12 protein-coding genes are annotated in these 14,857 nt (G+C 74.9%); 10 read left to right on the forward strand and 2 right to left on the reverse strand.

Features of this window, described 5'->3' with window-relative positions; genetic code table 11:
• Nucleotides 1–28 precede the first annotated feature (28 nt).
• Entirely contained in the window at nucleotides 29–586 is a 558-nt protein-coding gene (locus tag ACFVN3_RS11260) for a type 1 glutamine amidotransferase domain-containing protein (RefSeq protein WP_378232918.1), read from the reverse strand.
• 244 nt (nucleotides 587–830) lie between these two features.
• Here ACFVN3_RS11260 and lepA point away from each other — a divergent pair, with 244 nt between their 5' ends.
• The 5 genes from lepA (at nucleotide 831) to ACFVN3_RS11285 (ending at nucleotide 8,739) form a co-directional block, all read left to right on the forward strand.
• On the forward strand, nucleotides 831–2,723 hold the full coding sequence (gene lepA / locus ACFVN3_RS11265; protein ID WP_378232919.1) for a translation elongation factor 4: 1,893 nt from the start codon (nucleotides 831–833) through the stop codon (nucleotides 2,721–2,723).
• Nucleotides 2,720–4,066, forward strand: a complete 1,347-nt coding sequence (gene hemW / locus ACFVN3_RS11270) for a radical SAM family heme chaperone HemW (RefSeq protein ID WP_378232921.1) — start codon at nucleotides 2,720–2,722, stop codon at nucleotides 4,064–4,066. Before lepA ends, hemW begins: the two co-directional genes overlap by 4 nt.
• Nucleotides 4,063–6,189: an acyltransferase family protein gene (locus ACFVN3_RS11275; protein WP_378232922.1), complete on the forward strand. Its 2,127-nt coding sequence runs from the start codon at nucleotides 4,063–4,065 to the stop codon at nucleotides 6,187–6,189. The genes hemW and ACFVN3_RS11275 overlap by 4 nt, the downstream gene beginning before the upstream one ends.
• A 205-nt stretch (nucleotides 6,190–6,394) precedes the next feature.
• Nucleotides 6,395–7,501: a hypothetical protein gene (locus ACFVN3_RS11280; protein WP_378232923.1), complete on the forward strand. Its 1,107-nt coding sequence runs from the start codon at nucleotides 6,395–6,397 to the stop codon at nucleotides 7,499–7,501.
• A 119-nt stretch (nucleotides 7,502–7,620) separates the two neighbouring features.
• Nucleotides 7,621–8,739, forward strand: a complete 1,119-nt coding sequence (locus tag ACFVN3_RS11285; RefSeq protein WP_378232924.1) for a hypothetical protein — start codon at nucleotides 7,621–7,623, stop codon at nucleotides 8,737–8,739.
• A gap of 84 nt (nucleotides 8,740–8,823) precedes the next feature.
• On the opposite strand, the gene ACFVN3_RS11290 is transcribed toward ACFVN3_RS11285, so the two are convergent.
• Entirely contained in the window at nucleotides 8,824–9,687 is an 864-nt protein-coding gene (locus tag ACFVN3_RS11290; RefSeq protein ID WP_378232925.1) for a DUF3097 domain-containing protein, read from the reverse strand.
• Between the two features lie 166 nt (nucleotides 9,688–9,853).
• Between ACFVN3_RS11290 and ACFVN3_RS11295 the strand changes: the two genes are divergently transcribed.
• From ACFVN3_RS11295 to ACFVN3_RS11315, 5 genes are all read left to right on the forward strand, one after another.
• Nucleotides 9,854–11,317, forward strand: coding sequence for an MFS transporter (locus tag ACFVN3_RS11295; RefSeq protein WP_378232926.1), 1,464 nt, complete (start codon nucleotides 9,854–9,856; stop codon nucleotides 11,315–11,317).
• Nucleotides 11,318–11,396: 79 nt separating this feature from the next.
• Entirely contained in the window at nucleotides 11,397–12,413 is a 1,017-nt protein-coding gene (gene hrcA, locus ACFVN3_RS11300) for a heat-inducible transcriptional repressor HrcA (RefSeq protein WP_378232927.1), read from the forward strand.
• A gap of 133 nt (nucleotides 12,414–12,546) precedes the next feature.
• A complete protein-coding gene (gene dnaJ, locus ACFVN3_RS11305; protein ID WP_378232928.1) occupies nucleotides 12,547–13,668 on the forward strand; it encodes a molecular chaperone DnaJ in 1,122 nt (373 codons plus the stop codon).
• Nucleotides 13,669–13,681: 13 nt separating this feature from the next.
• Nucleotides 13,682–14,494, forward strand: coding sequence for a 16S rRNA (uracil(1498)-N(3))-methyltransferase (locus ACFVN3_RS11310; RefSeq protein ID WP_378232929.1), 813 nt, complete (start codon nucleotides 13,682–13,684; stop codon nucleotides 14,492–14,494).
• Nucleotides 14,491–14,853: an HIT domain-containing protein gene (locus ACFVN3_RS11315; protein WP_378232930.1), complete on the forward strand. Its 363-nt coding sequence runs from the start codon at nucleotides 14,491–14,493 to the stop codon at nucleotides 14,851–14,853. The genes ACFVN3_RS11310 and ACFVN3_RS11315 overlap by 4 nt, the downstream gene beginning before the upstream one ends.
• Nucleotides 14,854–14,857: the final 4 nt, after the last annotated feature.

Genomic DNA, 14,857 nt, shown 5'->3' on the forward strand with positions numbered 1-14,857 from the left:
CGGGACCTGGCGCCGGCACCGGAGCGGCTCAGGCCGCCAGGACGGCGTCCACCGCGCGCAGGAAGTCGTCGAGGTCGCCGGGGTTGCGCGACGTGACGAGCGTGTAGCCGTCGTCGTCGCGCACGACCGGGCGGTCCACCCACGCGCCGCCCGCGTTGAGCACGTCGGTCTCGAGCGACGGGTAGCTGGTGAGCGTCTTGCCCTCGACGGCCGCGGCCTCGACGAGCGCCCACGGGCCGTGGCAGATCGCCGCGACGGGCTTGCCCGCGGTGGTGAACGCGCGGACGAGGCTCACGGCATCGTCCTCGAGGCGCAGCGCGTCGGCGTTGATCGTGCCACCGGGCACGAGCAGCAGGTCGTACTCGGCGGGGTCGGCGTCGGCGTGCGTGAGCGTGGGCGTGACCGCGAGCCCGGGGTCCTTGTCGCCCACGAGCGTCCGCACGTCGTCGGCCGAGGTGGCCGCGACGTCGACGGTGACCCCCTCGCCGCGCAGGTGCTCGAGCGGGACCACGAGCTCGTCCTGCTCGACGCCGTAGTTCGTCACGATCGCCAGCACGCGGCGTCCGGTGAGGTCCGGGGCGGCCATGGGGGCTCCTCTCGTCGACCGGCCGGCGAGCGACGTCGGCCGACCACTCACGCTAGGGCGGGTGGCGCCGTCTCGCAGGGCGGCCGGCGGACCGCCCGGCGGCAGGACGGACGGGAGGGTCCGGACCGGCCCGACGCCGGACGTGGGACAATGGGGGTTCCCGCCAGCCCGAGAGCGACCGTCGGCGCGCCCGTCCCACGGGCGCGGGCCCGACCCGCACGCCACTCCCAGGAGCGCACCCGCGTTGTCCCCGATCCCCAGCGCCCAGCTGAGCACCCGTATCCAGCCTGCGGCCACGCCGCCCGAGCTGATCCGGAACTTCTGCATCATCGCGCACATCGACCACGGCAAGTCGACCCTGGCCGACCGCATGCTGCAGCTCACCGGTGTCGTCGAGCCGCGTGCCATGCGCGCCCAGTACCTCGACCGCATGGACATCGAGCGCGAGCGCGGCATCACGATCAAGTCGCAGGCCGTGCGCATGCCGTGGGGGGTCGTCGAGGACGGCGTCGAGACCCCGCACGCGCTCAACATGATCGACACCCCGGGGCACGTCGACTTCACGTACGAGGTCTCGCGCTCGCTCGCCGCGTGCGAGGGCGCCGTGCTGCTCGTCGACGCGGCGCAGGGCATCGAGGCGCAGACCCTCGCGAACCTGTACCTCGCGATGGAGAACGAGCTCGAGATCATCCCGGTGCTCAACAAGATCGACCTCCCGGCGGCGCAGCCCGAGAAGTACGCGGAGGAGCTCGCGAACCTCGTCGGCGGCGACCCGGACGACGTGCTCAAGGTCTCTGGCAAGACGGGAGCGGGCGTCGAGGCGCTCCTCGACCGCATCGTCGAGCGCGTGCCCGCCCCGGTGGGCGACGCCGACGCCCCGGCGCGCGCGATGATCTTCGACTCGGTCTACGACACGTACCGCGGCGTCGTGACGTACGTGCGCGTCATCGACGGGAACCTCAACCCGCGCGAGCGCATCCTCATGATGTCGACGCGCGCGACGCACGAGCTGCTCGAGATCGGCGTCATCTCGCCCGAGCCGATCGTCACGAAGGGCCTCGGCGTCGGCGAGGTCGGCTACCTCATCACGGGCGTGAAGGACGTGCGCCAGTCCAAGGTCGGCGACACGGTGACGAACTCCGCGAAGCCCGCGGCGGAGGCGCTCGGCGGCTACTCCGACCCCAAGCCGATGGTGTTCTCGGGCCTGTACCCGATCGACGGGACCGACTACCCGGTGCTGCGCGACGCGCTGGACAAGCTCAAGCTCAACGACGCGGCCCTCAACTACGAGCCCGAGACGTCGGTCGCGCTCGGCTTCGGCTTCCGCGTCGGGTTCCTCGGCCTCCTGCACCTGGAGATCGTGCGGGAGCGGCTCGAGCGCGAGTTCGACCTCGACCTCATCTCGACCGCACCGAACGTCGTCTACGACGTGACGCTCGAGGACGGCACGCTCGTCAAGGTGACGAACCCGTCCGAGTTCCCGGGCGGCAAGATCAAGCAGGTCAGCGAGCCCGTCGTGCGCGCCACGATCCTCGCGCCGAGCGAGTTCGTCGGCACCGTCATGGGCCTGTGCAACGACCGCCGCGGCCAGATGCTCGGCATGGACTACCTGTCCGAGGACCGCGTCGAGCTGCGCTTCACGCTGCCGCTCGCCGAGATCGTGTTCGACTTCTTCGACCAGCTCAAGTCCCGCACGCGCGGCTACGCGTCGCTCGACTACGAGCCCTCGGGCGACCAGGTGGCCGACCTCGTCAAGGTCGACATCCTGCTCCAGGGCGAGCAGGTGGACGCCTTCAGCGCGATCGTGCACAAGGACAAGGCGTACGACTACGGCGTCATGATGACGGCGAAGCTCAAGGAGATCATCCCGCGCCAGCAGTTCGAGGTGCCGATCCAGGCGGCCGTCGGCGCGCGCGTCATCGCGCGCGAGACGGTGCGCGCCATGCGCAAGGACGTCCTCGCGAAGTGCTACGGCGGCGACATCAGCCGCAAGCGCAAGCTGCTCGAGAAGCAGAAGGAGGGCAAGAAGCGCATGAAGAACATCGGGTCCGTCGAGGTCCCGAAGGACGCCTTCATCGCCGCGCTCTCCTCCGACGCCGCGGGCGGCAAGGACGCCAAGGACAAGTCGAAGAAGTGAGCCCGGCCCTGCCCGACGGCGAGCCGGTCCCGCCCGACGGCTCGCTCCCCGCGTGGGTCGCGGCGGGCGGGGGCGCCTCGGGCCCGACGGCGTCGCGCGGTTTCGGCGTCTACCTGCACGTCCCGTTCTGCTCGGTCCGGTGCGGGTACTGCGACTTCAACACCTACACGGCCTCCGAGCTCGGCGGGGGCGCGAGCCAGGCGTCGTACGCGAGCACGGCGCTGCGCGAGATCGACCTCGCGGCGCGCGTCCTGCGCGACGCCGGCCTGCCCGAGCGGCCGGTGTCGACCGTGTTCGTCGGTGGCGGCACGCCCACGCTCCTGCCCGCCGGCGACCTCGGCCGCCTGCTCCACGGCGTGCGCGACGCGTGGGGCCTCGCGCCCGACGCCGAGGTGACGACCGAGGCCAACCCCGACTCGGTGACGCCGGAGTCCCTCGCGGAGCTCGCGGAGGCCGGGTTCACGCGCGTCTCGTTCGGCATGCAGTCCGCCGTCCCGCACGTGCTCGCCACCCTCGAGCGCACGCACGACCCGCGGCGCATCCCCGACGTCGTGCGCAGGGCGCGCGACGCGGGCCTCCAGGTCTCGCTCGACCTCATCTACGGCACGCCGGGGGAGAGCCTCGACGACTGGCGGGCGAGCCTCGACGCCGCCCTCGCGACGGGCGTCGACCACGTGTCCGCGTACGCGCTGGTGGTCGAGGCGGGGACCAAGATGGCCGCCCAGGTGCGGCGCGGCGAGGTGGCGCTGCCGAGCGAGGACGACCAGGCGACGAAGTACGAGCTCGCCGATGAGCTGCTCACCGCCGCCGGGCTCACCTGGTACGAGGTGAGCAACTGGGCCCGGACCGACGACGACCGCTGCCGCCACAACCTCGCGTACTGGCGGGGCGACGACTGGTGGGGGATCGGGCCCGGTGCGCACTCGTACGTCGCCGCGCCGTCGGCCGGCCCCGCGCACGCGACGACCGGTCCGGCGACGGACCCGACGACCGTGACCGACGACACGGGCGCGTCGGTCCAGGACCCGCGGGTCGGCGTGCGATGGTGGAACGTGAAGCACCCGCGCCGCTACGCGGCGCTGCTCGAGGCGGGCACGAGCCCCGCCGCAGGACGTGAGCTCCTCACGCGGGACGAGGGACGGCTCGAGCAGGCCATGCTCGGCGTGCGGCTGCACGAGGGTCTCGACCTCGCGGTCCTGTCCCCGGCCGGACGGCGCGCCGTCGCCGGGCTCGTCGCGAACGGGCTCCTCGACGGCCGCGCGGCGATCGCGGGACGCGCGGTGCTCACCCTGCGAGGACGGTTGCTGGCGGACACGGTGGTACGGGAGATCACGGACGAGTGACGACGACCCACGAGGCACCTCGACCCGGGACGACCCCTGCGGGGGCCGGTCGCCCGACGCTCGAGGAGCCTCGCGTCGTCGGGCACGTGCGCGCCCCCGGCGCGGGTCGACGGCCGGGCCGACCGACCGTGCGCTACCGCCGGATGCCGGGGCTCGACGGCCTGCGGGCGCTCGCCGTGGTGGTCGTGGTGGCGTTCCACCTCGCCCCCGCCGCCTTCCCGGGCGGGTACGTCGGGGTCGACGTCTTCTTCGTGCTCTCGGGCTTCCTCATCACGACGCTGCTCGTGCGCGAGCACCGCGACCGGCACCACGTGGGGCTGCGCGCCTTCTGGGCGCGGCGCGCCCGCCGCTTGCTCCCCGCGCTCGTGCTGGTCGTCGCGGTGTGCACGGCGGCCGCGGCGGTCGTCGGCGGCGACGTCCTCGTCGGCATCGGCCCCCAGCTCCTCGGCGCCGCGACCTTCACGAGCAACTGGGTCGACGTCGCGAGCGGCGCCACCTACTCGGGAGCCCTGCTCCCGCAGCTCTTCGGCAACCTCTGGTCGCTCGCGGTCGAGGAGCAGTTCTACCTCCTGTGGCCGCTCGCCGTCGTGCTCCTGAGCGTCGTGCGGCCCCTGCGCCGCCGGGCGCCGTGGATCGTCGCCGGGCTGGGGCTGGCGTCCGCGGCCCTCATGGCGCTGCTCTACGCGCCCGGCACCGACCCGACGCGCGTCTACGTCGGCACCGACACCCACCTCTTCGCGCTCATGGCCGGGGCGGCGCTCGCGTTCTGGCACGTGCGCCCCGTCCAACGGCCCGACGGCGACGCCCGATCGGGCGCCGACGCGCACGCCCTCCTGCCGGGCGGTCCGCGCGTGCGCACGCCGCGCGGCCGGCTCGCCGTCCTCGCCGCCGGCGTGGCGGGCGCGGTCGTGCTCGTGGTCGCGGTCGCGACGATGCGCTGGGACGACGCGCTCGCCTACCGCGGCGGGCTGCTCGTGTGCGCCGTCGCCGCGACCGCGGTGCTCAACGCCGTCGTCTGCCTGCCGGGACTCGGCACGCAGCTCGACCGCGGCCCGCTCGGCTGGGTCGGACGGCGGTCGTACGGGCTCTACCTGTGGCACTGGCCCGTGCTCGTGCTCGCCGCGGCCTCGATCGGGACGGTGGTCGGTCCCGTGCCGCCGGGCACGGTGCACCCGCTCGTCGTCGTCGTGACGCTCGCCGTGACGGTCGTCGCGGCGGCGCTCTCCTTCCGGTACGTCGAGCGGCCCGTCCTGCGGCGCGGGCTGCGCGGCGCGGCGCGCGACCTCGCGCGCCGGCTCCGGCCGACGTCCGACGAGGCCGGACCGCACGTCCTCTCGCGCCGGGGCTGGGCGCTCGCGGCGTCGTGCGCGCTCGTCGTCGGCCTCTCCGCCGCCGGGATCCTCACGGCACCCGCCACGACGAGCGTGGAGCAGCAGATCGCGGCGGGGGAGCAGGCCGCGCGGGCGACGCAGTCCGCGTCGGATGCCTCGGCGGAGGCCGCTCCGGAGGCGGTCGCCCCGGAGGGGGCGGCACCGGCAGGCGGAGCCGGGCCGGAGCCGGCCGCCTCGCCCGCACCGGACCCCGAGCCCGGGGCCGACGAGGTGCCGGCAGCGCCGGTCGCCGCGCCGACGGGCGACCAGGTCACCGTCGTCGGCGACTCGGTGACGCTCGCGAGCGCGCCCGCGCTCATGTCCGCGCTCCCGGGCGCCTACGTCGACGGCGCGGTCTCGCGCCAGGTCAAGGACGGACCGGCGGCGCTCGCCGCCGCGCGCGACGCAGGCGCGCTGCGGCCCTACGTCGTCGTCTCCCTCGGGACGAACAGCACCGCGAGCGCCGCGGCGATGGACGAGCTGCTCGCCGCGATCGGGCCCGACCACCGCGTCGTGCTCGTCACCGGGTACGCCGACAGGCCGTGGGTCCCGGGCACCAACGCCGAGATCGCCGCCGCCGCGGGCCGGCACCCCGGCGTGGTCGTCGCGGACTGGGCGGCCGCGGTGGCCGCGGACCCGTCCGTGCTCGGCCCGGACGGCGTGCACCCCACGGACGCCGGCGGGACGACGTACACGGCGGTCGTCGTCGACGGCCTGACCCGCGCGGCGGCGCTGGGCTCCGCGACGAGCTGACCCTGCGGCACGTCGTGCGGTCTCGCCCGTGGGGGCGCCGGGTGACTTCTGCCCCCGGCCGTTCCGCCCGGCGTTTCCCCTAGCGTCGTCGGCGGAATCCCGAGAGGCTGTACGGCGACAGCGAAATGTGCGACCGACACACGACGTCCACATCCGGTGCGTGGCGGCGGTTTCACCGCGGCCCGTCGACCGTCCGAGGAGACCCATGAGCGAGAGCACCGCAGGCGGCCCGCCGCGCGACGAGAACGAGCCGCAGCTCCCGTCGGACGCCCCGGCGCCCGAGAACCCGTACGCGGCGGCCGAGCCGCCGGTCCCGCCCCAGGAGCCCACCGCCCAGGAGCCGCCGGCGCCGCACGAACCTCCCGCACCCCAGAGCCCGCCCGCCCCGCAGACGCCGCCCGGCCCCGCGCAGCCCGCGGCCCCGCCCTACGACGCTCCCCCCGCGGGTGCGTACCCGCCCCCGGCCGGGCCGCCGCCCGATCAGCCGTACGGGGCTCCGCCGGCCGGTGCGTACCCGCCGCCCGCGGGTCCGTCGCCCGCGCAGCAGCATGGCCAGCAGCCGCCGGGGCAGCCGCCGTACGGCGGGCGGCCCGGCTACCCACCGCCGGCCGCGCCGTACGGGCAGCCGGGCTACCCGGGGCAGACGGTCCAGGTGCAGGACGCGTTCTCCTACGGCTGGAACAGGTTCACGCAGAACGTCGGGGTCATCCTCGGCGGCGTCCTCACGTACGTCGCCGTGCTCGCCGGCCTGTCGGTCGCGTTCTGGGCGATCCTCGTCGGGACGGCGCAGACGACCGTCGACCCGGTCACCGGCGAGGTCAGCACGGCGGGCGGGTTCGCGTTCGGGTTCGGCACGTTCTTGTTCGTCGCGATCTTCGTCGTGCTCGGCTTCCTCGTGCAGGCCGCGGTGGTCAACGTGTCGCTCCTGGTCACCCGCGGGAAGAAGCTCGAGTACGCGGACTTCTTCCGGTACCCGAACCTCGGAAACGTGATCCTCGCCGCCCTCCTCATCGGGCTCGCGACGGGCGTGCTGGCCATCACGATCGTGGGTCCGATCGTGTTCGTGTTCTTCGCCCAGTTCACGCTGTTCTACGTCATCGACAAGAAGCTCGGCGTCTTCGACGCGTTCAAGGCGAGCTTCACGGTCGTGAGCAGGAACCTCGGCACGGTCGTGCTGCTGTTCCTCGGCGTGTACCTCGCGCAGCTCGTCGGGACGCTCCTGTGCTACGTCGGCCTGCTCGTCGCGCTGCCGGTCGCCCAGATCGCGACGGCGTACGTGTACCGACGCCTGAACGCCGAGCAGCCCGTCTGAGGAGGGTGGGCGTCGCGGTGCTCGCCGCGCGCCCAGGCCTCTGAGCAGCCAGGATAGGACCGAGCACGTCGAGGACGCGTGCTGCCCGCAGCACGTGACGACGAGGAACGAGGTGCACCATGACGGACCCCACGAACCCGGGCGGTCAGCCGCCCCGCGACGACGAGCCGACGCCGAGCGACGGTTCCGGCACCCCGCAGCAGCCCGCAGAGCCGCCCGCCGGTCCGGCGCCGGACCAGCCCGCAGGCCCACCACCCGCTACCCCCGACGCTCCGCCGGCCTCGCCGTACGGACCGGGCGACGCGACACCGCAGGACCCGGCCGCCCCGCCGTCGGGTCCGCCGGCCTGGGGCGCACCGCAGGACCCGGCCGCGCCGCCGTCGGGCCCGCCCGCGTACGGCGCGCCCGGTGCCTACGGGGCTCCCGCGGGCGCGCCGGGCGACCCCACGGCCCCGGGCCCGACGACCCCGCCGCCGGGCGCCTACCCGCCCCCGTCCGGCGCCTATCCTCCGCCGCCGGGTTCGTACCCGCAGGCGGCGGGCGGCTACGGCGCCCAGCCCGGGTACACGGGACCCGCCTTCGCGGTGGGTGAGGCGATCTCCTACGGCTGGCGCAAGGTCACCTCGAACCTCGGGCCGTGGATCCTCGTCGCGCTCATCTTCATCGCGGTCAACGTGGCGTGGAACCTCATCACGGGCGGGTTCGACCGGTTCCAGGACCAGTTCGACTACACGGACACCAACTTCGCCGCGGTCACGGGCGTCACGTTCGCGAGCGTCCTGCTCGGGATCGTCGGCACGGTCATCAGCTACCTCGTCACGGCGATCTTCACGCGCGGCGCGCTCGACGAGGTGGACGGTCGCCGCCCGGACGTCGCGGCGTTCTTCCGGATCGGCAACGTCGTCAACGTGCTGCTCGCGGCGCTGATCGTCGGCATCCTCACGGGTGTCGGGCTCATCCTGTGCATCCTGCCCGGGCTCGCGGTGCTGCTCTTCTCCGCGTTCGTCTACTACGTCGCGCTCGACCAGGGCGTCGACGCGATCACCGCGGTCCGGACGAGCTTCTCGCTCGTCGCCAAGAACTTCGGCCAGGTGTTCCTGCTGCTGCTCGCGCTCTTCGGCATCAACATCCTCGGCGCGATCCCGTGCGGCCTCGGCCTGTTCGTCACGATCCCGCTGAGCTACGTGGCCGTCGGCTTCGCCTACCGCCGCCTCACCGGGGGCGTGCCCGCCGTCTGACGGCCGGTCGTCGTCGCCCGTCCACCGCGCCCCGGTGCCGCCCGTCGGTGCCGGGGCGCGGTGCGTCCGGACCCCGGGGCGAGGTCAGGGCGCCGTGACGAAGTCGATGAGCTCCTCGACGCGGCCGAGCAGGGACGGCTCGAGGTCCGCGTACGTGCGTACGGTGCCGAGGATGCGCTGCCACGCGCGGCCGACGTCCTCGGCGGTGTCCGCGGGCCATCCGAGCTCGCGCAGGATGCCGCGCTTCCACTCCGTGCCCCGCTCGATCACGGGCCAGCGGTCGAGGCCGACGCGCGCCGGCTTCACGGCCTGCCACACGTCGACGTACGGGTGCCCGAGCACGAGCACGGTGCCTGCGGGGGAGCGGCGCAGCGCCTCGTCGGCGATCCGCCGCTCCTTGCTCCCGGGGACGAGGTGGTCCACGAGCACGCCCACCCGGCGCTGCGGCGTCGGGCCGAAGTCCGCGAGCGCCGCCGCGAGGTCGTCCACGCCGTGGAGCGGCTCGACGACGACGCCCTCGACCCGCAGGTCGTCGCCCCACACCTTCTCGACGAGCTCGGCGTCGTGCTTGCCCTCGACCCAGATGCGGCTGCCGCGGGCCACGCGCGCCCGCTGCCCGACGACGGCCCGCGAGCCGGACGCGGTGCGCGTGGGGGCGGCGGGGGCGCGCGACGTGACGGGCGCGGTGAGCTCGACCGGCTCGCCGTCGACCCAGAACCCGGGCCCGAGCGGGAACGTCCGCGTGCGGCCGGCGCGGTCCTCGAGCACGACCACGTGCATGCCGCCCGACTTCTCGACGCGCACGACGGCGCCGACCCACCCCGTCTGCACCTCCTCGACCACGAGCCCGCGCTCTGCGGCCTGCGGTCGGGACACCGGTCGCGCGCGGTGGTGGGCGGGGGCGGGCGTGCCGCCGAGGACGTCGGAGCCATACCGGTCGAAGGACACGCCGTCACCCTAGGTCAGCGCCGGACGCGCCCCGCCGAGATCGGCCCGTGCGTCGCGAGATCGACCTCCCGAGGGCCGATCTCGGACACTCGGGCCGATCTCGGCACGCGGCCCCGGGTGCGGCCCCGACGCGCGCGGTGCCGGGCCGGGGTGGTACCACGGAGCGGTGAGCCCGCAGCGCGCCGAACCGGACCCGAACCGCTGGCGCGTGCTGCCCGTCTGCCTCGCCGTGGGATTCGTCACGACGCTCGACGTCTCGATCGTCAACGTCGCCCTCCCGTCGATCGAGTCGTCGCTCGACGCCGGCCCCACGGAGCTCCAGCTCGTCGTCGCGGGCTACACGCTCGCGTTCGGGCTCGCCCTGGTGCCCGCCGGCCGCCTCGGGGACGCGGGCGCCCGGCGCTCGCTGTTCATCGCCGGCCTGGTGGGCTTCGCGCTCATGAGCCTCGCGTGCGGGCTCGCGCCGACGGACACGTGGCTGGGCGTCGCGCGCCTGCTCCAGGGCGTGAGCGCGGGCATCCTCAACCCGCAGGTCGTCGGGCTCATCCAGCAGCAGTTCTCGGGGTTCGAGCGCGGCAGGGCGTTCGGCATGTTCGGCGCGACGATCGGCGTCTCGACGGCGCTCGGCCCGCTGCTCGGCGGGCTCATCATCGCGGCGGCCGGCTCCGCGGACGGCTGGCGCTGGGTGTTCCTCGTGAACCTCCCGGTCGTCGCCGTCCTGCTGCCGTTCGCGTGGCGGCTCGTGCCCGGTCCGCCGCCCGCCGACGCGCGGACCAGACGGGGCCCGCGCCGCCTCGACCTCGTCGGGCTGACGCTCCTGGGCGCCGCGACGCTCGGCGTCATGATGCCGTTCGTCACGACCACGGGCCAGGGCGACGACGCGTCGCGCTGGTGGTGGCTGGTCGCCGCCGCGGTGGCCGGGCTCGCGGCCGTCGTCTGGGAGCGGCGGTACCAGCGGCGCACGGGGGAGGCCGTGCTCGACCCGCAGGTCGTGGGGCTCGGGTCGTTCCGCAACGGGGCGCTGCTCGGGCTGGCCTACTTCGCGGGCTTCACGGGCATCTTCCTCGTCGTCACGCTCTACCTCCAGGACGAGCTCGGGTACACGCCGCTCCAGGCGGGGCTCGTCGGGACGCCGTTCGCGGTCGCGTCGGGAGTCTCCGCGTGGTTCTCGGGCCGGTGGGTCGCGCGGTGGGGTCGCCAGCTCGTCGTGGGCGGCGTGCTGCTCGTCCTCGTCGGGGTGGTCGCGGCCGACGCCGTGGTGCGGCTCCTCGGGGACGACCCCGGCGCCGTCGGGCCGGCGCTCGCGGGCGCGCTGCTGGTCGCCGGGGCGGGCAGCGGCACGGTCATCGCGCCGAACCAGACCCTCACGCTGTCCGAGGTCCCCGTGAGCCGCGCGGGCGTCGCGGGGAGCATGCTCCAGCTCGGCCAGCGCATCGGGTCGGCGGTCGGGATCTCGGTCGTGCTGTCCGTGTACTACGGCGGGCTGGCGAGCGGCGACACGGCGGCGCACGCGACGGGGCGCGCGCTGCTCGTGACGATCGTGCTCGTCGCGCTCGCGCTCGTCGTCGGGCTCGTGGACCTGCGTTCGCGACGAGCGGAGGACCGCGGGACGGGCCGCGCGGACGCGTAGGATTGGCACTCGGAGGTCGAGAGTGCCGACGCCCGCGCGCCCGCCCGGGGCGGCGACGGCGCGGCACACGGAGGTGGACGTGAGCGAGGAGCGCCGGCTCGAGGTGCTGCGGGCGATCGTCGAGGACTACGTCCTCACGCGCGAGCCCGTGGGGTCGCGCGTGCTCACCGAGCGGCACAGCCTCGGCGTCTCGCCCGCGACGATCCGCAACGACATGGCGGCCCTCGAGGACGCCGGGTTCATCGCGCAGCCGCACACCTCCGCGGGCCGCATCCCGACGGACAAGGGCTACCGCCTCTTCGTCGACCGCCTGTCAGGCGTGAAGCCGCTGTCGGCACCGGAGAAGCGCGCGATCGAGACCTTCCTCTCAGAGGGGGTCGACCTCGACGACGTCATCGCGCGCGCCGGGCGCCTGCTCGCACAGCTCACGGGTCAGGTCGCGGTCGTGCAGTACCCGTCCCTGAGCCGGTCCGGGCTGCGCCACCTCGAGCTCGTGCCGGTCGGCGAGTCGCGCCTGCTCGTCGTCATCATCACGGACACGGGGCGCGTCGAGCAGCGCACGCTCGAGGTCGCGAGCGTGCCCGACGAGGGCACGCTCGTCGAGGTCCGCGCGCGGCTCAACGCCGCCGCGGCCGGCAAGCGCCTCACCGACCTCGCGCCGGGGCTCGCCGCCGTGACGGAGAGCTTCCACCCCGACGACGCCCCGCTCGTGCGCGCCGTGGGCGACCTCGTCGCCCAGACGCTCGCGGAGGAGAGCGAGGAGCGCCTCGTGCTCGCCGGCACGGCGAACCTCGCCCGTGCGGGCATGCGGTTCGAGCACGCGCTGCGCCCCGTCCTCGAGGCGCTCGAGGAGCAGGTGGTCCTCCTCGGCCTGCTCACGGAGATGGCCGCGGAGACCGGCGTGAGCGTCCGGATCGGGCACGAGACCCAGCTCGAGGGCCTCGTGGAGACCTCCGTCGTGACGACCGGTTACGGTAACGACGGTGACACGGTCGCCCTCGTCGGCTCGATCGGGCCGACCCGCATGGACTATCCCGGGACCATCGCGGCGGTGCGCGCCGTCGCGCGCTACCTGTCACGGGTGCTCGGCACGTGAGCCCCGCCGCGGCCTCCCCGCACGCGGCGGGCACCCTCGACGACCGGCCCCGCGCCGGTCTTCCGACCCGCACCAGACCCTTCACGACCGGCCCCGTGCCGGCCTCACGACCCGCACCAGCAGAGAGTGACGTGTGAGCGACTACTACGAGATCCTGGGCGTGGCGCGCGACGCCAGCCAGGACCAGATCAAGAAGGCGTACCGCAAGCTCGCGCGCGAGCTGCACCCGGACGTCGCGGGCGAGGAGGCGGGCGACCGCTTCAAGGACGTGGCGCGCGCGTACGAGGTGCTCTCCAACCCCGAGAAGCGCCAGCAGTACGACCTCGGCGTCGACCCGAGCGCCCCCGGCGGGGGCGCCGGCCCCATGGGCGGCGGCTTCGGCTTCCAGGACATCTTCGAGACGTTCTTCGGCGGCGGGCAGGCGCAGCAGGGCCCCATCCCGCGCGCCCGGCGCGGCCAGGACGCGCTCGTGCGGCTCGACATCGACCTGTCCGAGGCGACGTTCGGCGCGCAGCGCGAGCTTCAGGTCGACACCGCGGTCGTGTGCGGGACGTGCGGCGGCTCGTGCTGTCGCCCGGGCACCTCCCCGCGCACGTGCGACGTGTGCCACGGCCGCGGCACGGTCCAGCGCGTCGCGCGCTCGTTCCTCGGCCAGGTCATGACGAGCGCGCCGTGCGCCGCGTGCCAGGGCTTCGGCACCGTCATCCCCGAGCCGTGCGCCGAGTGCTCGGGCGAGGGCCGCGTGCGCAGCCGCCGCACCATCACCGTCAACGTCCCCGCGGGCGTCGACACCGGCACGCGCATCAAGCTCACCGCGCAGGGCGAGGTCGGCCCGGCCGGCGGCCCCGCGGGCGACCTCTACGTCGAGATCCGCGAGCGCAACCACGACACGTTCGTGCGCCGCGGCGACGACCTGCACTGCACGCTCCAGGTGCCCATGACCGCGGCCGCGCTCGGCACGGTCCTCGAGCTCGAGACGCTCGACGGCGCGCAGGAGATCGACCTGCGCCCGGGCACGCAGCCGGGCCAGATCGTCACGCTGAAGAACCTCGGGGTCGGGCACCTGCACGGCAGCGGTCGTGGCGACCTCAACGTCCACATCGAGGTCCAGGTGCCGCGCGAGCTCGACGAGGAGCAGGAGCAGCTCCTGCGCACGCTCGCGACGCTGCGCGGCGAGGAGCGGCCCGAGCCGCGCCTGTCCGCCGCGCACCCGGGCGTGTTCTCGCGCCTGCGCGACAAGCTCTCCGGGCGCTGAGAGGGGCGGGCGCGTGAGTGCTCCGGTGTTCCTCGCCGAGACCGGGCTCGACGCCGTCGCGCCCGGCGACCGCTACGTCCTCGACGGGGCGGAGGGACGCCACGCGGGCGTCGTCCAGCGCCGCGGGACGGGCGAGCGGCTCGACGTCGTGGACGGGGCCGGGCTGCGCCTGCGCTGCGTCGTCGAGCACGCCGACGCGGGCCGCGTGACCCTGCTCGTCCAGGAGGTCGACCGCGAGCCCGCGCCCGCCGTCGTCGTGACGCTCGTGCAGGCCCTGGCCAAGGGCGACCGTGACGAGATGGCGATCGAGGCGGCCACCGAGATCGGGGTCGACGTCGTGGTCCCGTGGCAGGCGGAGCGCTCCGTCGTCGTGTGGCGGGGCGAGCGCGCCGCGAAGTCCCGCGCGCGCTGGCTCGCGACCGTCCGCACCGCGACGAAGCAGGCGCGTCGCGCGCGCCTGCCGCACGTGGAGGTGGCCCTCGACTCACGCGGCCTCGCCGCCCGGGCGGCCGACGTCGTCGCGCGCGGGGGGTGCGCGATCGTGCTGCACGAGGAGGCGGCGACACCGCTCGCCGACGTCGCGCTGCCCGACGGCGCGACCGCGGACGGCGGGTCGGCGCCCGAGGTGCTGGTCGTCGTCGGCCCGGAGGGCGGGATCTCCGACCGTGAGGTCGCCGACCTCACGGCGGCCGGCGCGGTCGCGGCCCGGCTGGGCCCGCACGTGCTGCGCACGTCGACCGCCGGACCCGTCGCCGTCGCGCTGCTCGCCGAGCGGCTCGGCCGCTGGGGCGTGGCCGCCGGGCCTGGACTACCCTCGGGCGCATGACGAGCACCGAACCCCGGACGGACCCGGACTGCCTCTTCTGCCGCATCGTCGCGGGCGAGCTGCCCGCGGACGTCGTGGCGACGAGCGACCGTGCGATCGCCTTCCGCGACATCAACCCGCAGGCTCCCGTGCACGTGCTCGTCGTGCCGCGCGACCACCACGGCGACATCGCCCAGCTCGCCGCGGCCGACCCGGCGCTGCTCGCGGACGTGGTCGCGCTCGCCGACGAGGTCGCGGGCGACCAGGCCGACGGCCAGTTCCGGCTCATCTTCAACTCCGGCCCACGCGCCGGGCAGAGCGTGTTCCACGTGCACGGGCACGTCATCGCGGGCGCCGAGCTCGGGTGGACGCCGGCCTGAGCCC

Origin of the sequence: Cellulosimicrobium sp. NPDC057862 (assembly GCF_042797035.1) — a bacterium.
Classification (GTDB): Bacteria; Actinomycetota; Actinomycetes; order Actinomycetales; family Cellulomonadaceae; genus Cellulosimicrobium.